The organism is Klebsiella sp. (genome assembly GCF_027492335.1).
GTDB lineage: Bacteria > Pseudomonadota > Gammaproteobacteria > Enterobacterales > Enterobacteriaceae > Klebsiella > Klebsiella huaxiensis.
On the sequence record NZ_JAPUEW010000022.1, the window covers coordinates 1 to 21,059 of the forward strand.

Below are 21,059 nucleotides of genomic sequence, written 5' to 3' on the forward strand. Positions count from 1 at the left end.
GAGAGAACTGGCCGGTTCTTTCTGACGGAGTCATCATACAAGCCCGGACAGGTGCGCCAGCGCCGCCTCCGGGAAACAGCGCACAATGCAGCTTCAGATTATCTTCCCGGTGGCGCTGCGCTGACCGGGCTACAGGCTGGTGCCGGTCTGGTAGCCCGGACAGGCGCGTCAAGCGCCGCCTCCGGGAAATAGCGCGCAATGCAGCTTCAGATTATCTTCCCGGCTGCACTACTGTATGACCGGGCTACGGGTCCGCTGCAAACTGTGGGCCTGTCCGGGGATTACGAATACTTTTTGGTGCGTCGGGTCGGGGCGGTATTGGCAGGATCGTCCGGCCAGACATGCTTCGGATAGCGCCCTTTCATCTCTTTTTGTACCTCGCGGTAGCTCCCCTGCCAGAACGCGCCTAAATCGCGGGTGATTTGCAGCGGTCGCTGAGCGGGCGATAGTAGCTCCAGCACCAGCGGTACGCGCCCCTGAGCTATAACCGGGGTCGTCGCCTCGCCAAACATCTCCTGCATCCGCACCGCCAGCGCAGGCGGATTTTCATCATGATATCGAATGGCGATGCGGCTGCCGGTCGGCACCGTATAATGACCAGGCAGCTCGCTATCCAGCTTCTGACGAAGCGACCACGGTAGCCAGTTTTGCAGCGCCTGGCGCACGTCCAGTGCCTTTAGCGCTCGCAGCGAGTGAACGCCCGTCATTTGCGGCAATAGCCACGCTTCAAGCGACTCCAGCAGCGATGTTTCATCAACGGCGGGCCACGCTTCTTCCGGCAGCCACTGCGCGGCACAGTGCAGTCTCAGGCGCAGCTGTTCCGCTTCCGGGGTCCAGTTGAGTACGCTCAGGCCCTTATCCCGGATACCGTTGAGCATCGCCTGATGCAGCTCCTCTTCCGAAGGCTTCGCCAGCGGCTGGGTCTTGATCACCAGTTGCCCGATACAGGTGCGTCGCCAGGCCTTCAGGGTGCCCAGCGTTTCGTCCCACTCGACGGTATCAGAACGCTGAGCCAACGCCGGACACTGCTCAATCAGCGCATGAATATCCACCGGCAGCGCCAGTAAAATCCGTGCATCCGGCGATGAACTGCCCTGCAATAGCAGCGGCGCAATCAGCCACTCATGGCGACCCAGCGCATCGTCAGCGTCAAGCATTGCGCCCATCCCGTTCGCCAGCTGGTAGCGCCCTTCCTGGCCGCGACGATGGGCAATACGGTCGGCAAAAGCCGTTGCCAACAGCGCCGCCATTTGCTCAGCATCAGGCTGACCGACGCGGGTCGCCAGCCTTTTCATCAATTGCTGCGCCCGCAGCTGCCAGTTGGTCTGTTGACGGGCAAACGCCGAGCTAAGATCGCTATTACCGCCGCGCGGCGGCTCTTCCAGGATTGCCGCCAGCTTAGCCGCCGTCGCGACACCATCAGCATCTTCCGTTGCGGTCAACATGGCCGCCAGGCGTGGATCGTTACCCAACGCGGCCATTTTGCGCCCGTGCGCCGAGAGTCGCTCGCCGTCCAGCGCCGATAGCGAAGTCAGCAGGCGACGGGCCGCTGCCAGGTTGGCCGCAGGCGGTAGATCCAGCCAGCTAAGCTGGGACGGATCCTGGCATCCCCACTGCAAAAGCTCCAGCAATAGCGCCGACAGATCGCTTTGCAGGATTTCCGCATCGCCCTGCGCCGCCGCCCGCTCAGCCTGCTCTTTACCTATCAAATGCAGGCAGATCCCCGGTTCCAGGCGTCCGGCGCGCCCGGCACGCTGGGTCATCGAGGCCTGGCTAATGCGTTGTGTGATCAGGCGAGTCAACCCGGTGCGGGCGTCAAAGCGGGCGACGCGCTCCTGGGCGCTATCCACCACCAGCCGAATACCTTCGATAGTCAGACTGGTTTCGGCAATATTGGTCGCCAGCACCACTTTGCGCATCCCGGCAGGCGCAGGCAGTATCGCCTTGCGCTGCTCACTCAGCGGTAGCGCACCATATAGCGGACAGAGAACCACATCGTTCGCCACCCGCTCCGCCAGCCGCTCCTGCACCCGCTGAATCTCCCCAACGCCAGGCAGGAATAGCAGCATCGAGCCGCTTTCACTGCGTAGCAGTTCCGCGGCGGCAATCGCCACCGCCTCGTCAAATCGCTGATGCGTTGGCAGCGGCAAAAAACGCCGTTCAACCGGGAACGCGCGCCCTGCGGATGTCACCGTTGGCGCCTCCGGCAGCAGCCGTTGCAGACGCTCATTATCCAGCGTTGCCGACATGATTAGCAGCTTGAGATCGTCGCGCAATCCCTGCTGTACGTCGAGCAGCAACGCCAGCGCCAGATCCGCCTGCAGGCTGCGTTCGTGGAATTCATCGAGGATCACCAGTCCGATGCCGGTCAGTTCAGGATCGCGCTGGATCATCCGCGTCAAAATACCTTCCGTGACTACCTCGAGGCGCGTATTCGCACCGACGCAGGTCTCAGCGCGCATGCGATAACCCACGGTCTCACCGGGTTTCTCCCCCAGCAGCTCCGCCAGCCTTTGCGCCACGTTGCGTGCAGCTAGCCGCCGCGGCTCCAGCAGAATAATGCGCCCGTTAATTTTACCTTCAGCAAGGATTTGCAACGGCAGCCAGGTGGATTTCCCGGCACCGGTTGGCGCATTGAGTAGAACCTGCGGCGCATGCTGCAGGGCAGTGAGAAGTTCAGGAAGAACGGCGGCAACCGGCAATGAGGACACGAAGGGCTCCGGAGGTTAACATTTGAGGGCGAGCATTGTAGCATCCTGATAATTCATTACCGAGTCTCTATCATGTCCGAGCCGAAAAGGCTGTTTTTCGCCCTTGAGCTGCCTAAAGAGGTTCAGCGGCAAATTGTTCACTGGCGCGCAGCCAGCTTTCCCGACGATGCGGGTCGACCGGTGGCGACGGATAATCTCCATCTGACGCTGGCGTTTCTTGGCGAGGTGAGCACGGAGAAACAGCGCGCACTGTCCACGATGGCCGGGCGTATTCGCCAGCCGGGCTTTACCTTGACCCTTGACGATGCCGGGCAGTGGCTACGTTCGCGGGTGGTATGGCTGGGCACCCGCCAACCGCCGCGCGGGGTGCTACAGCTGGCGAATATGCTGCGCGCTCAGGCGGCCCGCAGCGGCTGCTATCAGAGTCCGCAGCCGTTTCATCCGCATATCACCCTACTGCGCGACGCGCGCCACGCGGTGCCAATTCCGCCACCCGGCTTCAACTGGGCGTTTGCGGTCAACGAATTTGTCCTCTACGAGTCCAGCTTTAGCCGCGGGCGCACCCGCTACACCGCTCTGGAACGTTACCCTTTCGACAAGGAAAGCTGATGCAGTTCACTCCCCCGCTACAGTCCGCCATCTTAATTAAACGTTACAAACGGTTTCTTGCCGATGTTGTCACCCCCGATGGCCGTGAGCTAACCCTGCACTGCCCCAACACCGGCGCAATGACCGGTTGCGCCGCGCCGGGCGATACCGTCTGGTATTCCACATCGGATAATCCTAAGCGCAAATATGCGCACACCTGGGAATTAACTGAAACCGTACAAGGCGCAATAATTTGTGTTAATACTCTACGCGCTAATACGTTGGCGAAAGAGGCGATTCTGGCAGGAAACATTCCTGAACTTTTGGGTTATAACACGCTGAAAAGTGAAGTGAAGTATGGTTCTGAAAGTAGCCGCATTGATATTCTGTTACAGGCAGATTACCAACAAAACTGCTATATTGAAGTGAAATCGGTTACGTTGGCGGAGAAAGAATACGGTTACTTCCCCGATGCGGTCACCGAGCGCGGTCAGAAGCACCTGCGGGAGCTGATGAGCGTAGCGGCGGCGGGCGATCGGGCGGTAATTTTGTTCGCCGTACTGCATTCGGCGATCGACCGTTTCTCACCCGCGCATCATATTGATGCCAGATACGCACAGCTATTGATTGAAGCGCAAACCAAGGGGGTAGAAATTCTCGCATACAAGGCGGAACTTTCTACCGAAACAATGACTCTGAATAAGCCGATTACTGTGGTGTTAACCCCCGGTAAATAAACGGCTAAATAGTATTCTGGTCGCGAGCGCAAATACGCTTTTCCTCACAGGGTTGTCAAGTGTAACGTTTAGATAATTGCTATCCGGAAAAGCATCTGCTATTTATAGCGGCCTGATTTTTCCCCCTACACGGGGATCGATAGTGCGTGTTAAGGAGAAGCAACATGCAAGAAGGGCAAAACCGTAAAACATCGTCCCTGAGTATTCTCTCCATCGCAGGGGTGGAGCCGTACCAAGTAAAACCGGGCGAAGAGTACATGAACGAAGCCCAGTTGGCGCACTTCAGGCGCATTCTTGAAGCGTGGCGTAATCAACTTAGGGATGAAGTGGATCGCACCGTGTCGCACATGCAGGATGAAGCTGCCAACTTCCCGGACCCGGTAGACCGTGCCGCCCAGGAAGAAGAGTTCAGCCTGGAGCTGCGTAACCGCGATCGTGAACGTAAACTGATCAAAAAGATCGAAAAAACCCTGAAAAAAGTCGAAGACGAAGATTTCGGCTACTGTGAATCCTGTGGCGTCGAGATTGGTATCCGTCGTCTGGAAGCGCGTCCGACCGCTGACCTGTGCATTGATTGCAAAACGCTGGCGGAAATTCGCGAAAAACAGATGGCAGGCTAATCCACTTCGCTGGTGTATCTCCGGCGGGAGCTCGCTCCCGCCTTGATGCTTTATCAGTCACATCATGAAAGATTCACATTACATTGGGCGCTTTGCCCCCTCACCTTCTGGCGAACTCCACTTCGGCTCACTGATTGCCGCGCTTGGCAGCTATCTGCAAGCTCGGGCGAAGGGCGGTATCTGGCGTGTGCGCATTGAAGATATCGATCCGCCGCGTGAAGTCCTCGGCGCCGCCGCAACTATTCTGCGTCAATTAGAACATTACGGCCTGCACTGGGACGGTGAAGTGCTTTGGCAATCTCAGCGTCACGAAGCCTATCGTGAGCGTCTGGCCTGGCTGCACGAACAGGGGCTCTGCTATTACTGCACCTGTACCCGCGCGCGCATTCATGCCGTCGGCGGTCTTTACGACGGCCACTGCCGGGATTTACAGCTCGGTGCGCAAAACGCAGCCCTGCGCCTGCGGCAAACGCGGCCGGTTCTCGAGTTTTACGATCGACTGCGCGGTACTCTCGTCGCGGATGAACCGCTGGCGCGTGAAGATTTCATTATTCATCGTCGCGACGGGCTGTTCGCCTATAATCTTGCGGTCGTGGTGGACGATCATTTCCAGGGCATCAGCGAAATTGTCCGCGGTGCCGATCTGATTGAACCCACGGTGCGGCAGATTTCGTTGTATCAGCATTTTGGCTGGCAGCCGCCGGACTATATTCATCTACCTCTGGCGCTAAATGCTCAGGGAAATAAACTGTCGAAGCAAAATCATGCTCCAGCGCTATCACAAGGCGATCCACGCCCGGAAATTGTGCGAGCGTTAACGTTTCTTAACCAGGATGTCATTCAGGAATGGCGAGAGCTGAATATTGACGATTTACTCAAGCATGCGGTAGTGAACTGGCAGCCGGAGAAAATCCAGCATTCTCAAATGCGTTCTGCTGAGCTATGATTAGCCGCTATTTTTTTGTCCTGAAGTCCGTCTGACACTACGAGGTGTACCATTTTTACCCGAGTCGCTAATTTTTGCCGTAAGGTGCTAAGCCGTGAAGAGCGCGAGGCAGAAGCCGCTGTCGAACAACGACATATGACGGTTATCCCGCGTGATCAGCATGCAATTTCCCGCAAAGATATCAGTGAAAATGCCCTCAAGGTCATGTACAGACTCAATAAGGCGGGCTACGAATCGTGGCTTGTCGGCGGCGGCGTACGCGACCTGCTGCTGGGCAAAAAGCCGAAAGATTTCGATGTCACGACCAATGCAACTCCGGAGCAGGTACGCAAGTTGTTCCGCAACTGCCGTCTGGTCGGTCGCCGCTTCCGCCTGGCGCACGTGATGTTCGGGCCAGAAATTATTGAAGTCGCCACCTTCCGTGGTCATCACGAAGGGCATACCACCGATCGCGTCACCTCGCAGCTTGGTCAGAACGGCATGCTGCTGCGCGACAACATCTTCGGCTCGATTGAAGAAGATGCCCAACGCCGCGACTTCACCATCAACAGCCTTTATTACAGCGTCGCTGATTTCACCGTGCGCGACTACGTCGGCGGCATGAAGGATCTGCAGGATGGTGTTATCCGTCTGATTGGCGATCCGGAAACCCGCTATCGTGAAGATCCGGTGCGCATGCTGCGCGCGGTGCGTTTTGCAGCGAAGCTCAATATGAGCATCAGCGAAGAGACCGCCGAGCCGATCCCACGCCTGGCTACGCTGCTGCACGATGTACCTCCGGCGCGTCTGTTTGAAGAAGTCCTGAAGCTGCTGCAAGCGGGTGATGGCTATCAAACCTACATGCTGCTGCGCGAATACAATCTATTCCAGCCGCTGTTCCCGACCATCACCCGCTACTTTACCGAGCGCGGTGATAGCCCGATGGAGCGCATTATCAGCCAGGTGCTGAAGAATACCGATAACCGCATCCGTAACGATATGCGCGTTAATCCGGCGTTCCTGTTCGCGGTGATGTTCTGGTATCCGCTGCTTGAGATGGCGCAAAAAATTGCCCAGGAGAGCGGTCTGGCCTACCACGACGCCTTCGCGCTGGCGATGAACGACGTGCTGGATGAAGCCTGCCGCACGCTGGCGATCCCTAAACGCATTACCACGCTGGTGCGCGATATCTGGCAGCTTCAGCTGCGGATGTCTCGCCGTCAGGGCAAACGCGCGTGGAAGCTGATGGAACATCCGAAATTCCGCGCCGCCTACGATCTGCTGGAGCTACGCGCCGGTGCCGAAAACAATGGCGAGCTACAGCGTCTGACCAAATGGTGGGGCGAGTTCCAGGTGGCCACGCCGCCGGACCAGAAAGATATGCTTGACGATCTGGGTGACGATCCGGCTCCACGCCGCCGCCACCGTCGTCCACGCAAGCGCGCGCCGCGTCGCGAAGGTAGCGCATGACCCTCGCTTACATTGCCATCGGCAGCAATCTGGCCTCTCCGCTGGAGCAGGTCAACGCTGCCGTTAGTGCGCTGACGGAGATCCCTGATAGCCGGATGATAAGCGTTTCCTCTTTCTACCGTACGCCGCCGCTGGGACCGCAGGATCAACCGGACTACCTCAATGCCGCCGTTGCGCTGGAAACCTCTCTTGCCGCGGAAGAGTTGCTCAACCACACTCAGCGCATCGAACTGCAGCAGGGCCGCACCCGTAAAGCGGAACGCTGGGGACCCCGCACGTTGGATCTCGACATCATGCTGTTCGGCGATAAAGTCATTAATAGCCCGCGCCTGACCGTGCCGCACTACGACATGAAAAACCGCGGTTTTATGCTGTGGCCGCTGTTTGAAATCGCGCCAGGACTGCATTTCCCCGACGGTCTGTCATTACGTACCGTGCTCGCTAACCTTGCCGCAGAAAAACCGGCCATCTGGTAATACCCCTTCATTTTTTAGCAATTACGGCGATCGTGGTAATCGGTTGCCCAAAACCATTGCCCCCCTGAATGCTGCTGTTAGAATGCCGATTAAAATGACTTTCATCATCAGGAAACGTTATGAAACCGACCACAATCGCCGTGCTGCAGAAATGCAAACAGGAGAAGAAACGCTTCGCCACTATCACCGCCTATGACTACAGTTTTGCCAAGCTGTTTGCCGACGAAGGGATCAACGTACTGCTGGTCGGTGACTCGCTGGGCATGACGGTACAGGGCCACGACTCCACCCTGCCGGTGACCGTTGAAGATATCGCCTACCATACCCGCGCGGTACGCCGCGGCGCGCCGAACAGCCTGCTGCTCGCTGACCTGCCGTTTATGGCTTATGCTACGCCGGAACAAACCTTCGAGAACGCCGCCGTCGTGATGCGCGCAGGGGCCAATATGGTCAAAATCGAAGGTGGTGCGTGGCTGGCGGATACGGTGAAAATGCTCGCTGAACGCGCGGTTCCGGTGTGTGGGCATCTCGGTCTGACTCCCCAATCGGTGAATGTCTTCGGGGGCTATAAAATTCAGGGTCGCGGCGACGCCGGGCAAATTCTGCTTGATGATGCCCTGGCGTTAGAAGCGGCGGGCGCACAGCTACTGGTTCTGGAGTGCGTGCCGGTTGAGCTGGCGAAACGTGTTACCGAAGCCTTAACCATTCCGGTAATCGGCATTGGCGCAGGCAACGTCACCGACGGGCAAATCCTGGTGATGCATGACGCCTTTGGTATTACCGGCGGCCATATTCCTAAATTTGCCAAAAATTTCCTTAGCACTGCGGGCGACATGCGCGCTGCGGTACGGCAATATGTTGCCGAAGTGGAGTCCGGCGTCTATCCGGGCGAAGAACACAGTTTCCATTAAGGAGTGTTGTTGTGCTGATTATTGAAACCCTGCCGCTGCTGCGCCAGCATATCCGTCGTTTACACCAGGAAGGTAAGCGCATCGCGCTGGTTCCTACCATGGGCAACCTGCACGATGGTCATATGAAGCTGGTTGATGCTGCAAAAGCTAGCGCGGATGTCGTGGTGGCAAGTATCTTCGTCAACCCGATGCAGTTTGACCGCGCTGACGATCTGGCTCGCTACCCGCGCACGTTGCAGGACGATTGCGAAAAGCTGAACAAGCGGAAAGTCGATTTTGTCTTCGCGCCTGCTGCAGCGGAAATCTATCCGCAGGGTACCGAAAATCAGACTTACGTTGATGTGCCGGGGCTGTCGACGATGCTTGAAGGCGCTAGTCGTCCAGGCCACTTCCGCGGCGTCTCCACCGTCGTCAGCAAGCTGTTCAATCTGATACAGCCGGATGTCGCCTGCTTTGGCGAAAAAGACTTCCAGCAGCTCGCGCTAATTCGCAAGATGGTGGCCGATATGGGCTACGACATCGAAATTATTGGCGTGCCCATTATGCGCGCGAAAGATGGACTGGCTCTTAGCTCGCGCAACGGCTATCTCAGCGCTGAACAGCGCAAAATTGCGCCGGGACTGTATAAGGTGATGAATAGCGTAGCGGAGAAACTGGCGGGCGGTGGGCGCAATCTCGATGAAATCATCGCGATCGCCGCCCAGGAGCTGAACGAAAAAGGCTTCCGCGCCGATGATATTCAGATCCGCGATGCCGACACGCTGCTCGACCTGACGGAAACCAGCAAGCGTGCGGTGATCCTGATGGCGGCATGGCTCGGCGAAGCGCGTTTGATCGACAACCAGATAGTGACGCTCGCTCAGTAGACACGGGTTAAAAATCAGGCAATACTGCCAGGAATTTCCTCAAGGCGGATGTCACGTCCGCTTTGTTATCGTTAAGCTTTAAAGGTAGACGTTATGATTCGTAATATGCTGCAGGGCAAACTCCACCGCGTTAAAGTCACGCAGGCCGACCTGCACTATGAAGGCTCCTGCGCTATTGATCAGGATTTCCTGGATGCATCCGGCATCCTTGAGAACGAGGCTATTCATATCTGGAACGTGACCAACGGTAATCGTTTCTCCACCTACGCCATCGCCGCAGAGCGCGGTTCGCGAATTATCTCCGTTAACGGCGCGGCGGCACACTGCGCAAGCGTCGGCGATATTCTGATCATCGCCAGCTTTGTCACTATGCCTGACGAAGAAGCCCGTACCTGGCAGCCGAAAGTCGCCTACTTCGAAGGCGATAACGAAATGAAGCGCCAGGCTAAAGCGATTCCGGTACAGGTTGCCTGATTTACCCCTGCGGCTGGTTGCTAATCAGCCGCGACATTGTTTCCAGCGAATCCGTTCTTAAAATATACAGCCTTTTCAATAAGAACGGATTATCTCCCGGTTTTACCTTTCCTCTTACAGTGGTTACCGCCAGATGAAAGCCAGCATCATTTGCTGCCTGAACCGCCGTGGCGTTGTAGCCGCCAAAAGGGTAAGAGAGATAGAGTACGTGCGGATTAAACTGCGCCAGCGCCCGCCGCGAATGTTCAAAATCAAACAGAATATTGTGATAGCTGCGGCTGAGCAGGATCGGATGGCGATAAGCGTCAACCCGATGCAGGAAGTGGGTATGTGACTGCACATCAAAGACATCCTGAATCTGTTTTAATTCAGAAATACTCATAAACTGTAGAGATTTCGGCGCCCATTTCTGCGGGTGGCGTTTGATACGCGACGAGATAATAAAGGCCGTGGCGTGAAAGCCATACTGTTTGAGAATCGGATACGCATAGCGGTTGACCGATTTCAGACCATCGTCAAAGGTGATCACCACCGAACGTGCCGGCAGATTGATTTTATTTCGCAGATAGCCTTCCAGTTGATACATACTCAGCGTGGTATAGCCCTGGTCGCGTAGCCAGGTCATCTGATTGCTGAAGGCGCGAACGGAAGTGGTGGTCGAGGTGTGGCGAAAGCGGGTATTTTCTTCATCACGCAGAATATGGTGATAAGTCAGAATCGGGATACCGCTATCTTCCTGCGCATCCAGACTGCTCACCCACGCCAGGCGATTGCCAATGCGAATTTGAAACCAGGTTTGATTAAGCCGGTCTTTGAGCTTACTGATAATGGGATAGCGCAGATTATTCGAAAGCGTGCCGAACGGAGCGCTGCCGACGGAAGGCGCGTCATAAACCGGCGTATCTTTCCAGGTAATGAGATTTTGATTACTCAGCGGCTTATTCAGGTCGCCCAGGTTATCCTCAACCCGCTGCTTGCCCTGTACCGACTCCAGATGGCCCTTATCAATAAAACCGGAGCCAAAACCAAAATTGAACTCATAGTAATCCGCCGCCGTTGGCACTACCGCGAGAATTTGCCCTGCCCGCACGTTACCCACGCTCACGACCTGATTGCCAACCTGCGCCCAGATATCCGCATCCTCCGTCGTTTGCATATAGCGCGCAGGGGCGCCCTGCTGGCTTAACAGACTGGCGGAGACGCTGAGCGATGTAACAAGGAGGAGTAAAGCAAGAATTCGGGCAAACATGCACATCGAACCGGTAGATAAGAACTGCCGTCATTGTAACAAAAGCGCTATCAATACCAATGCCTAATTCCCGTACGGCTCATGCAGTAACCGGAAAGGTGGATTTTTTTGCTGCTGATGCCAAAGGCTGCTTACTGCAGGGCCTCCAGCGCTGACAATGGCATGACGAAAGGCCTCACTGCTCAGCGTCTGGCGTAACAAATACATACTCTCAAGTAATGGATAGCTAATTCCGGAAATCACTTCACAGTGGGTATGCTTATGACTCATCAGCGCGGCTACGCGATAGGGTGCTGCGCCGGTTTTATCGGTCAGAAAAACAACGCCCTCACCGCTGTCCGTCTCGTGTAGCGCATCGCACATCATACGGCTCAGCATATTGCTGCTGAGATTACGCCAATAATTCACCGCCCGGCACTGAGTCAATGGCCCAAATTTTTTCTCCAGACGATCCAGCATCTCCTGCGCCAGTTCATCATGGCAGGTAATCACCCAACCTAACATCGCTCACCTCCTTAGCAGGCAAACAATTTAGCAAGCGAAATGATGAATATCGGTGATGGCAATCAAAATTGCTTGCTGGCGCTTCGCTTAACTGAGCAGAGAAGCGCCATGAATGGCTAAATTAGCTACGAAGTCCTCGCCCGCGCTGAATCAAATACCAGCATAAGAAATAAAACGCGACGATAAACACCACCAGCACACCGACGGTGGTTGCAAGCGGAACATCGTTAATACCGAGGAAGCCGTAGCGGAACCCGCTGATCATGTAAACAATGGGGTTCAAATGCGACAGCCCTTGCCAAAACGGCGGCAGCAGGGTTAAGGAATAAAAAACCCCGCCGAGATAGGTCAACGGCGTTAGCACAAAGGTCGGGATCAGGCTGATATCGTCAAAGGTTTTAGCAAATACCGCATTGAGCAGGCCAGCCAGCGAAAATAGCACTGCGGTGAGAACCAGCGTCAGAGCGACAAATACCCATGAGTGGACCTGAAACGGGACGAAAAACAGCGAAATCGCCGTTACCAGAATGCCTACGCACAAACCGCGCGCAACGCCACCGCCCACATAGCCAGCAATGACCACGTGCGTAGGGACCGGGGCAACCAGCAGCTCCTCAATATTGCGCTGGAATTTCGCGCTGAAAAAAGAAGAAGCCACGTTGGCGTAAGCGTTAGTGATCACCGCCATCATGATCAGGCCCGGCACGATAAACTGCATATAGGTAAAACCGTGCATTTCACCGATACGAGAGCCAATCAGATTGCCGAAAATCACAAAGTAGAGAGTCATCGTAATAACCGGCGGCACCAGAGTCTGGATCCAGATACGCATAAAACGGTGAATCTCTTTGGTCCAGATGCTTTTCAGCGCGACCCAATAAAGCTGCATCATGCTGATTCTCCTTTACGGTCATGGACCAGCGTGACAAAAAGCTCTTCAAGACGGTTGGCTTTGTTACGCATACTTAAAACCTGTACTCCCTGCGTACTCAGTTGCGTAAATACGCTGTTAATACCCTGCTCACGCAGCACTTCAACCTCCAGCGTTGATGTATCGACCAGACGATACTGGTAACCTTCCAGCACCGGTAGCGGGCTTTTAGGCGCCAGATCGAGAATAAAGGTTTCTGATTTCAGCTTGGAAAGCAGCTCTTTCATCGACGTGTTTTCCACCAGCTCGCCGCTCTGAATAATGCCAATATTGCGGCACAGCATTTCGGCCTCTTCCAGATAGTGGGTAGTGAGGATAATCGTGGTGCCTTTATCGTTTAAATCTTTCAGAAATCCCCACATCGAACGACGCAGTTCAATATCCACCCCTGCCGTTGGCTCATCAAGAATCAGCAGCTTCGGCTCATGCATCAGCGCGCGGGCAATCATCAGGCGGCGCTTCATGCCGCCGGAGAGCATCCGCGCGCGTTCGTTGCGTTTTTCCCAAAGATCGAGCTGTTTGAGATACTTTTCACTACGGATAATCGCCTCTTTGCGCTCAACGCCGTAGTAGCCCGCCTGGTTAACCACAATCTGCTGCACGGTCTCAAACGGGTTAAAGTTGAACTCCTGCGGCACCAGGCCGAGCTGGCGCTTGGCATTCACCACATCTTTTTGCAGGTCATAGCCAAACACGTTGACCTCGCCGGAGGTTTTATTCACCAGCGAACTGATAATACCAATAGTGGTCGATTTACCCGCACCATTTGGCCCGAGGAGCGCATAAAAGTCGCCCGCTTCAACCTGCAGATCGATTCCACGCAGCGCCTGAACCCCGCCGGGGTAGGTTTTCTTGAGCTGTTTTAGTTCCAGAGCAATGGTCATTAAATGTCTCTTCTCGTGTCGTGACACGCGATGGGTTGTTTTAAAAAATGTGAGGTTAACCTATATTAGCGCAACGCACTTACTTGGTTACAGGCCCGTAAACATCCATGAACGATATAGATACACTCATCAGCAACAATGCACTATGGTCAAAAATGCTGGTGGAGGAGGACCCCGGTTTTTTTGAGAAACTGGCGCAGGCGCAGAAACCGCGCTTTCTGTGGATTGGATGCTCTGATAGCCGTGTACCCGCTGAACGTTTAACTGGCCTGGAACCCGGGGAACTGTTCGTACACCGTAACGTTGCCAACCTGGTGATTCACACCGACCTGAACTGTCTTTCCGTTGTGCAGTATGCCGTTGACGTACTGGAAGTCGAGCATATTATCATTTGCGGTCACTACGGCTGCGGCGGCGTGCAGTCAGCGATTGAAAATACCGAGCTCGGCCTTATCGATAACTGGCTGCTGCATATTCGTGATATCTGGTTTAAGCACAGCTCGCTGCTGGGAGAAATGCCGGAAGAGCGTCGCCTCGATACCCTGTGTGAATTGAACGTGATGGAGCAGGTCTACAACCTTGGCCATTCCACTATCATGCAGTCGGCATGGAAGCGCGGACAGAAAGTGAACATTCACGGCTGGGCCTACGGTATTCACGACGGTATGCTACGCGATCTTGATGTGACCGCCGTCAGCCGCGAAACGCTGGAACAGCGCTATCGCCAGGGAATCTCCAACTTAAAGAGCAAACACGCCAACCACAAGTAATAATAACGCACCTCATTTAATATCCCGGAAAGGCTACCGCGCTCGCCGGGATATCGCATTACATCTTACTCATCCAGCAAAGTCACTTTGCCAACATACGGCAGATGGCGATAGCGCTGGGCGTAGTCAATGCCGTAACCCACCACGAATTCATCCGGAATGGCAAAACCAACAAACTCAACCGGGACATCGACTTCACGACGGCTTGGCTTATCCAGCAAAGTACAGATTGCCAGTGATTTTGGCTCGCGCAGCCTGAGAATTTCACGCACTTTAGACAGCGTATTGCCGGAGTCGATGATGTCTTCCACGATCAGCACATCTTTACCGCGAATATCTTCATCAAGGTCTTTAAGGATTTTGACATCACGGGTGGTGGACATGCCGCTGCCGTAACTGGAGGCGGTCATGAAATCAACCTCATGCGGTACCTGAACCTCACGGCACAGGTCGGCCATAAACATAAATGAACCACGTAATAGACCTACCAGCACCATTTCGCTGCCGCTATCTTTGTAGTGTTCGTTGATTTGACGACCTAGTTCGGCAATGCGGGCTTTGATCTCGGTTTCCGGGATCATCACTTCTACAGTATGTTTCATAAAACTAACCACTTGATTCTTAGAGTAAATCATCAAAGCCGCTGCGATTGCATCGACGTTGACCGGCAAGCCACTCAGTATACCAGCAAAAAGAAATCTACGGTGCAGTGATTAATAAAGCCCATTTTGTGATTCCGATCACACTTGTTAAATCCTATAATTAAGTGCAGTCAAAAAATTAACAAACAAATGAGTATCTTTCTATGGCAGAAACAAAATCTCAACAATCACGGCTACTCGTGACGCTGACAGCGCTTTTTGCAGCGTTCTGTGGCCTCTATCTTTTAGTCGGTGGAGCCTGGCTGGTCGTTCTCGGCGGCTCATGGTACTACCCTATCGCAGGTCTGGTGATGCTTGGCATTACCGTCATGTTATTCCGCGGTAAGCGTTCTGCACTTTGGCTATATGCTGCGCTGCTGCTCGCCACCATGATCTGGGGAGTCTGGGAAGTTGGCTTCGATTTCTGGGCGCTGACGCCACGTAGCGACATCCTGGTCTTCTTCGGCATTTGGCTTATCCTACCGTTTGTCTGGCGTCGCCTGCCGGTTCCATCCGCCGGGGCGGTTGCAGGACTGGTTATCGCGCTGCTCATTAGCGGCGGCATTCTGACCTGGGCTGGCTTCAACGACCCGCAGGAAATCAACGGCACGCTGAGCGCTGACTCAACGCCAGCAGCGCCAATTTCCGAGGTTGCAGATGGTGACTGGTCGGCGTATGGCCGTAATCAGGAAGGCCAGCGTTACTCACCGCTGAAGCAGATCAACGCGGACAACGTGAAGAACCTGAAAGAAGCCTGGGTGTTCCGTACCGGGGACCTCAAGCAGCCTAACGATCCGGGTGAGATAACCAATGAAGTCACGCCGATTAAAGTTGGCGACACGCTATATCTGTGTACTGCCCACCAGCGTCTGTTCGCCCTTGATGCTGCTACCGGTAAAGAGAAGTGGCACTTCGATCCGCAGCTTAACTCAGACCCATCTTTCCAGCATGTGACCTGCCGAGGCGTTTCATATCATGAAGCCAGAGCAGATAATGCCCCGGCGGATGTGGTTGCAGATTGCCCACGCCGTATCATTTTGCCTGTCAACGATGGTCGCCTGTTCGCCATCAACGCCGACAACGGTAAGCTATGTGAGTCCTTTGCTAATAAAGGCATTCTCAACCTGCAAACCAATATGCCAGTCACCACGCCAGGCATGTATGAACCGACTTCACCGCCGATCATCACGGATAAAACCATTGTTATCGCAGGTGCTGTAACCGATAACTTCTCAACCCGCGAGCCGTCAGGCGTCATTCGCGGCTTTGATGTGAATACCGGCAAACTGCTGTGGGCATTCGATCCGGGCGCGAAAGACCCGAATGCTATCCCGGATGATGAACATCATTTCACACTGAATTCACCTAACTCCTGGGCACCGGCGGCCTATGACGCGAAGCTGGATCTGGTCTACCTGCCGATGGGCGTGACCACGCCGGATATCTGGGGTGGTAATCGTACGCCAGAGCAGGAACGCTTTGCCAGTTCCATCGTAGCGCTGAATGCCACTACCGGAAAACTGGCGTGGAGTTATCAGACCGTTCACCACGACCTGTGGGATATGGATATGCCGTCGCAGCCGACACTGGCGGATATCGACGTGAACGGCAAAACCGTTCCGGTCATTTACGCTCCGGCGAAAACCGGCAACATTTTTGTCCTCGACCGCCGCAACGGTGAACTGGTTGTCCCGGCACCGGAAAAACCGGTTCCGCAAGGGGCGGCTAAAGGCGACTATGTTTCGAAAACTCAGCCGTTCTCCGATCTGAGTTTCCGTCCGAAGAAAGACCTGACCGGCGCGGATATGTGGGGCGCCACTATGTTTGACCAGTTGGTGTGTCGCGTTATCTTTCATCAACTGCGCTATGAAGGCATCTTCACTCCACCATCGGAACAAGGGACTTTGGTATTCCCGGGTAACCTGGGTATGTTCGAATGGGGCGGGATCTCCGTCGATCCAAACCGCCAGGTCGCGATTGCTAACCCAATGGCGCTGCCGTTTGTATCAAAACTGATCCCACGCGGTCCCGGTAACCCGATGGAACCGCCGAAAGATGCGAAAAGTTCCGGTACCGAGTCAGGGATCCAACCGCAGTACGGCGTCCCGTATGGCGTAACCCTGAATGCATTCCTGTCACCGTTCGGCCTGCCGTGTAAACAGCCTGCCTGGGGCTATATCTCCGCACTGGATCTGAAAACCAACGAAGTGGTGTGGAAAAAACGTATCGGTACACCACAGGATAGCCTGCCGTTCCCAATGCCCGTGAAACTGCCGTTCAATATGGGTATGCCAATGCTAGGGGGCCCCATTTCAACAGCCGGTAACGTACTGTTTATTGGCGCGACCGCGGATAACTATCTGCGCGCGTACAATATGAGCAATGGCGAGAAATTATGGCAAGCACGTCTGCCTGCAGGCGGGCAGGCAACGCCGATGACCTATGCAGTGAATGGCAAGCAGTACGTTGTCATCTCTGCCGGTGGTCATGGTTCGTTTGGCACGAAGATGGGCGACTATATTGTCGCTTACGCTTTACCTGACGACGCGAAGTAAAAACAGAAGGCCCGGAAATCGGGCCTTTTCTTTATGATTCAAATCAAGCTCTTTGACCTGATCATTAAGGTGCTTCAGGAATAACATCTACACCGTAAACCCAAGCATCATTCCCGTATCTTCATGCTCCAGCAGGTGACAATGGGCCATATAGGCAAATTCTTTTGGCGCATCGTGATCAAATTTCACCAGCACTTCACTGACATCACCCTCTACCCGTACGGTATCTTTCCAGCCGCTACGGTGCGCAGCCGGTGCTTTACCGTTTTCTGATAAGATTCGGAATTGAGTGCCATGGATGTGAAACGGGTGAAGCATCATGTCACCTTTACCAGAAATCACCCACCGCTCATATTGCCCTTTTGTCGCAGCAAACATGGGAACATTCATATCAAATGCTTTTCCGTTAATCCGGTTAGCATTATGGAAATCAAAGCCTTTATCACGATGCTCCATTTGCGCCTTACCGCCATGATTCATATGGCTCATGTCACCGTGGTTCATATTCCCCATCTCTCCATGATTCATCATCATGCTATGGTCCATTCCGGACATCGCCTGGTCACCATATTTTTGCATCAACGCCTGCATGCCCATCATATCAAGCATCGGATCCATAGAGAGCTGCAGCGTACGCTGAGTTAGCCCTTGTAAAGAGGGCAGAGCTGGCATCGCAGCCAGAACATCTGGCAGCTTGCCGGAAGCCTGAATCGTCAGTGGTTGAACGCGCAATACCGGCTGCGGCTTATCGAACGGGGTAATGGCCATTCCCATCTGATTCACCGGCAGCGTTATCAGATCAAAGGGGTTACCATCCGTCGTATCCACCAGGACTTCAAAACGCTCCCCCATGAGTACTGGCAGCTCACTCACTTTCACTGGCTCAGCCAGTAGACCGCCGTCGCTTGCCACTACATACATCGGTCTCTTATCACTGGTTGAGAAATTCACAGAGCGGGCATTACAGCCGTTAAGCAAACGCAGACGCAACCAGCCGCGGGGTGCGGCATGTTCAGGATAAAGTGCCCCATTGGTCAGCAGCGTGTCACCAAACCAGCCAACGGCTGCGCTCATAATATCGAGCTGATAATCAATCTCACCGGCTGAAGTGAATTTTTTATCCTGCACAATCACCGGTACATCATCGATCCCCCACTGCTTTGGCAGAAGCAACTTTTCGCTTTCTGCATCAGATATCAGCACCAGGCCTGCCAACCCCATAGCCACCTGTAGGCCGGTTTTACCATGCTGATGTGGGTGAAACCAGCAGGTTGCCGCTCGCTGCGTCGGAGTAAAACTGACCGTTCGGGAACCACCTGCGGCAATCACGCCCTGCGGGCCACCGTCCACTTCTCCAGGCACTTCCAGTCCATGCCAGTGCACCGTTGTTTCCTCAGCCAGGCGGTTATGAATATCAATCGTCGCCATTTCTCCTTGTTTTAGCTGCAGCGCTGGTCCCAGCAAACTACCGTTATAGCCCCATGTAGTGGCAAGGTGAGAGCCAAATTGCGTTCTGCCAGCCTGAATGGTTAATGTGATGCGATTGCGTGCATCAGCAGTCAGCAGTTCCGGTATGGGTAATGCCGGGCGACCAGCAGCAAAAACCGAGCGGCTCCAAAGCGGCAATGCGCTGGCGATACCAGCCGCTGCAGTTAATTTGAGAAATTCACGACGTTGCATTTTCACATCCTTTTATTCTGCTGGCGAATATTTAAGCTTAAACCTTCCACCAACGGGAAGGTCAAGCAGAAGAGTAAGAATAAAGCTCGGCGTAGTGTAAAGAAGTATGCTAACGTTGTTCGTCCGTGATTCAATGGTAGAGAAAATGAAGACGCTTTTCAGAACAATAGTGCTCGGCAGCCTGCTTGCTCTATCCGCTAACAGCTATGCATTAAGCGAGTCAGAAGCGGAAGATATGGCTGATTTAACGGCAGTATTTGTCTTTCTGAAGAACGACTGCGGCTATCAAAATTTACCTAACACGCAAATACGCCGTGCTCTGGTCTTCTTTGCTCAGCAGAATCAATGGGATTTAAGCAATTACGACAGCTTCAATATGAAGGCACTGGGCGAAGATAGCTATCGTGACCTCAGCGGAATCAAAATCCCAACGACCAAAAAATGCAAAGCACTGGCGCGAGACTCGCTTAGCCTGCTGGCTTATGTGAAATGAGCATCATTGTATTTTAAAGTCAATAGCCGTTTAAACCCGGCTATTGCGTTTATTCATAATAGCACTCATTTAACAACACGCTTTATTTCATATCTCAATTCAAAAACTTCATTGATTATTCATTACGTGTTTAGCTAATTAATAAAACAATGCATTTAAAAAATGAGAATACCATTATTGCAATCTCATTTTTTGCACACTATTATCGCTCGATAACAACTCTTTTTATCAATGGAATGAAGCCTTGAACATATCCTTATTTACACGCATAGCACCTCTGGCCGTTATTTTATTGGTTGGTTGTAATTCAACGTCATCCCGACAATCCACCAAGTTAGTGAAACCATTACCTGAAACGACATTAAGCCAACAAACTGAACAGCAGCGGCTCGCCGAGGAGCAAGCTCGTATTGAAACTTGTCGTAAAGCTCTGGACTCTCTGAAAGAGGTTAATCCCAAGCAGGCAGCCAAACTAAGCAACGATTTTACCGCCCTGCTTAGCGCCGCGACGCAATATAACTCTGTGCGCAGTAAAGTTGCCGAACCCACTAAACAGGGCATCGATTCAATGTATCAGTTTAAATCAATCAAGCTCTGTGCGGATATTGAAAAAGAGCTGATAGATAGCCTTGTTAAACGTGGTGAAAATGTTCAGCTATGAACGGAAAAACATTCATAAACATCAATTCGATATCGCTAGCAGCAGCGTTTGTGCTGGCGCTATCGCCATCACCGGGTGTCTGTGCGGATAAAGATGCGCTGATAAACGTCACGGCGGGTTCTAATAGTGACGATTCAGGCCCTGCATTTTTACACTTCGCCAAAGAGCAGCAGGCTCAGAAAAGTAGTGAGCCTGTGAAACCCGTTGAACAAAAAAATAATATCACCAAGAAAACGGATAACAAAATTAGCAATAAAAGCAGCGAAGCCTCCCGTCAGGCTGCAATAATTGCTCAAAAAGACAAAACAATTCGTCAACTTCAGCAGCAACTCGCAGCGAGACCCGCGACGACCGAAGTCGCTTCCGACAACCAAAAGGAGTTAACAGAAAAAATTGAGCAGCTTGAAAAGAAATTAGCCGTTGCTTTAGCAGAAAAACAACAATTAATAAACAAAGAGCTTTCCGCAGTTGCGGAGATAAAAAAGAGCTCAGGACAGCTTAATGCCACGGCAAATAAAATTCAGCAACAAGAAAATAAACTGGAATCCGTAGAATCAGCAAAACAAAAACTCGAACTACAGCTGGCTCAGGTAAGCAGCGAAAAAGAAACGCTAATAAAAAAACTCGCGGCTGAAGAGAAAGAAAAGCAAGCGCTTGCAGAGAAATTAGCAACCTCTGTTCCGGAAAAACAAACGTCTACAACAAAGCTCGCAGCCGCACAGCAGACGCTGCAAACCAGGCTGAACGCGTCTGAAGAAACTCAGAAATCACTGCTAGCAAAACTCACCGCGGCAGATACCACGCAGCAGACGCTGCAAACTAAGCTGAGCGCGTCTGAAGAAGCTCAGAAAGCGCTGGAAGCAAAACTCACCGCGGCAGATACCACGCAGCAGACGCTGCAAACTAAGCTGAG

21 protein-coding genes and 2 pseudogenes are annotated in these 21,059 nt (G+C 53.5%); 15 read left to right on the top strand and 8 right to left on the bottom strand.

Going from position 1 to position 21,059, the window contains the following annotated elements; translation table 11 throughout:
• Positions 1-192, top strand: a 192-nt coding sequence (locus QVF11_RS08150) for a hypothetical protein (RefSeq protein WP_287856223.1), incomplete at its 5' end; no start/stop codon positions are given.
• Positions 193-281: 89 nt separating this feature from the next.
• Here the strand turns inward: QVF11_RS08150 and hrpB are convergent.
• Positions 282-2,711 (bottom strand): ATP-dependent helicase HrpB, encoded by a 2,430-nt coding sequence (gene hrpB / locus QVF11_RS08155; protein ID WP_287856225.1) that lies wholly within the window; start codon positions 2,709-2,711, stop codon positions 282-284.
• Between the two features lie 72 nt (positions 2,712-2,783).
• On the opposite strand from hrpB, the gene thpR reads away from it, so the two are divergent.
• The 9 genes from thpR to panD all read left to right on the top strand — a co-directional run bounded on the left by thpR (position 2,784) and on the right by panD (position 9,778).
• Complete coding sequence (gene thpR / locus QVF11_RS08160) at positions 2,784-3,320, top strand: RNA 2',3'-cyclic phosphodiesterase (RefSeq protein ID WP_287856227.1); 537 nt, start codon at positions 2,784-2,786, stop codon at positions 3,318-3,320.
• The gene (sfsA, locus tag QVF11_RS08165) at positions 3,320-4,036 is read left to right on the top strand and encodes a DNA/RNA nuclease SfsA (protein WP_110272508.1); all 717 of its coding nucleotides are present in this window, start codon (positions 3,320-3,322) and stop codon (positions 4,034-4,036) included. Before thpR ends, sfsA begins: the two co-directional genes overlap by 1 nt.
• Positions 4,037-4,200: 164 nt before the next feature.
• Complete coding sequence (dksA, locus tag QVF11_RS08170) at positions 4,201-4,656, top strand: RNA polymerase-binding protein DksA (protein ID WP_110272509.1); 456 nt, start codon at positions 4,201-4,203, stop codon at positions 4,654-4,656.
• A gap of 64 nt (positions 4,657-4,720) precedes the next feature.
• Positions 4,721-5,602 carry a tRNA glutamyl-Q(34) synthetase GluQRS gene (gene gluQRS, locus QVF11_RS08175; protein WP_287856230.1) on the top strand — a complete coding sequence of 294 codons (882 nt, stop codon included), beginning with the start codon at positions 4,721-4,723 and terminating at the stop codon, positions 5,600-5,602.
• A 51-nt stretch (positions 5,603-5,653) separates the two neighbouring features.
• A complete protein-coding gene (gene pcnB / locus QVF11_RS08180; protein WP_112215795.1) occupies positions 5,654-7,051 on the top strand; it encodes a polynucleotide adenylyltransferase PcnB in 1,398 nt (465 codons plus the stop codon).
• Positions 7,048-7,527, top strand: a complete 480-nt coding sequence (folK, locus tag QVF11_RS08185; protein WP_287856232.1) for a 2-amino-4-hydroxy-6-hydroxymethyldihydropteridine diphosphokinase — start codon at positions 7,048-7,050, stop codon at positions 7,525-7,527. The genes pcnB and folK overlap by 4 nt, the downstream gene beginning before the upstream one ends.
• A gap of 119 nt (positions 7,528-7,646) precedes the next feature.
• Complete coding sequence (gene panB / locus QVF11_RS08190; RefSeq protein WP_112215793.1) at positions 7,647-8,438, top strand: 3-methyl-2-oxobutanoate hydroxymethyltransferase; 792 nt, start codon at positions 7,647-7,649, stop codon at positions 8,436-8,438.
• Between the two features lie 11 nt (positions 8,439-8,449).
• A complete protein-coding gene (gene panC / locus QVF11_RS08195; RefSeq protein ID WP_287856234.1) occupies positions 8,450-9,304 on the top strand; it encodes a pantoate--beta-alanine ligase in 855 nt (284 codons plus the stop codon).
• 93 nt (positions 9,305-9,397) lie between these two features.
• Entirely contained in the window at positions 9,398-9,778 is a 381-nt protein-coding gene (gene panD, locus QVF11_RS08200; protein ID WP_112215791.1) for an aspartate 1-decarboxylase, read from the top strand.
• A 1-nt stretch (position 9,779) separates the two neighbouring features.
• On the opposite strand, the gene QVF11_RS08205 is transcribed toward panD, so the two are convergent.
• The 4 genes from QVF11_RS08205 to QVF11_RS08220 all read right to left on the bottom strand — a co-directional run bounded on the left by QVF11_RS08205 (position 9,780) and on the right by QVF11_RS08220 (position 13,346).
• Positions 9,780-11,033 (bottom strand): polysaccharide deacetylase family protein, encoded by a 1,254-nt coding sequence (locus QVF11_RS08205; protein ID WP_287856237.1) that lies wholly within the window; start codon positions 11,031-11,033, stop codon positions 9,780-9,782.
• A 57-nt stretch (positions 11,034-11,090) separates the two neighbouring features.
• Entirely contained in the window at positions 11,091-11,531 is a 441-nt protein-coding gene (locus tag QVF11_RS08210; protein WP_112215789.1) for a PTS sugar transporter subunit IIA, read from the bottom strand.
• Between the two features lie 121 nt (positions 11,532-11,652).
• Entirely contained in the window at positions 11,653-12,423 is a 771-nt protein-coding gene (locus tag QVF11_RS08215; RefSeq protein WP_112215784.1) for an ABC transporter permease, read from the bottom strand.
• Positions 12,420-13,346, bottom strand: coding sequence for an ABC transporter ATP-binding protein (locus QVF11_RS08220; RefSeq protein WP_112215783.1), 927 nt, complete (start codon positions 13,344-13,346; stop codon positions 12,420-12,422). Before QVF11_RS08220 ends, QVF11_RS08215 begins: the two co-directional genes overlap by 4 nt.
• A gap of 107 nt (positions 13,347-13,453) precedes the next feature.
• Here QVF11_RS08220 and can point away from each other — a divergent pair, with 107 nt between their 5' ends.
• Complete coding sequence (gene can / locus QVF11_RS08225) at positions 13,454-14,116, top strand: carbonate dehydratase (protein ID WP_112215782.1); 663 nt, start codon at positions 13,454-13,456, stop codon at positions 14,114-14,116.
• Positions 14,117-14,181: 65 nt separating this feature from the next.
• Here can and hpt read toward each other — a convergent pair whose 3' ends face one another.
• On the bottom strand, positions 14,182-14,718 hold the full coding sequence (gene hpt, locus QVF11_RS08230; RefSeq protein ID WP_112215781.1) for a hypoxanthine phosphoribosyltransferase: 537 nt from the start codon (positions 14,716-14,718) through the stop codon (positions 14,182-14,184).
• 19 nt (positions 14,719-14,737) lie between these two features.
• Positions 14,738-14,851: pseudogene (locus tag QVF11_RS08235) on the bottom strand (hypothetical protein).
• 70 nt (positions 14,852-14,921) lie between these two features.
• Between QVF11_RS08235 and QVF11_RS08240 the strand changes: the two are divergent.
• Complete coding sequence (locus QVF11_RS08240) at positions 14,922-17,312, top strand: glucose/quinate/shikimate family membrane-bound PQQ-dependent dehydrogenase (RefSeq protein WP_287856242.1); 2,391 nt, start codon at positions 14,922-14,924, stop codon at positions 17,310-17,312.
• Between the two features lie 87 nt (positions 17,313-17,399).
• Here the strand turns inward: QVF11_RS08240 and cueO are convergent, their stop codons facing one another.
• On the bottom strand, positions 17,400-18,992 hold the full coding sequence (cueO, locus tag QVF11_RS08245) for a multicopper oxidase CueO (RefSeq protein WP_287856244.1): 1,593 nt from the start codon (positions 18,990-18,992) through the stop codon (positions 17,400-17,402).
• Positions 18,993-19,137: 145 nt separating this feature from the next.
• Between cueO and QVF11_RS08250 the strand changes: the two genes are divergently transcribed.
• From QVF11_RS08250 to QVF11_RS08260, 3 genes and pseudogenes are all read left to right on the top strand, one after another.
• Complete coding sequence (locus QVF11_RS08250; protein WP_015585138.1) at positions 19,138-19,485, top strand: YacC family pilotin-like protein; 348 nt, start codon at positions 19,138-19,140, stop codon at positions 19,483-19,485.
• Between the two features lie 244 nt (positions 19,486-19,729).
• The gene (locus QVF11_RS08255; RefSeq protein WP_287856249.1) at positions 19,730-20,146 is read left to right on the top strand and encodes a permease; all 417 of its coding nucleotides are present in this window, start codon (positions 19,730-19,732) and stop codon (positions 20,144-20,146) included.
• A pseudogene (locus QVF11_RS08260) lies at positions 20,143-21,059 on the top strand (FKBP-type peptidyl-prolyl cis-trans isomerase N-terminal domain-containing protein); the annotation flags it as partial. The gene QVF11_RS08255 and the pseudogene QVF11_RS08260, both read left to right, overlap by 4 nt.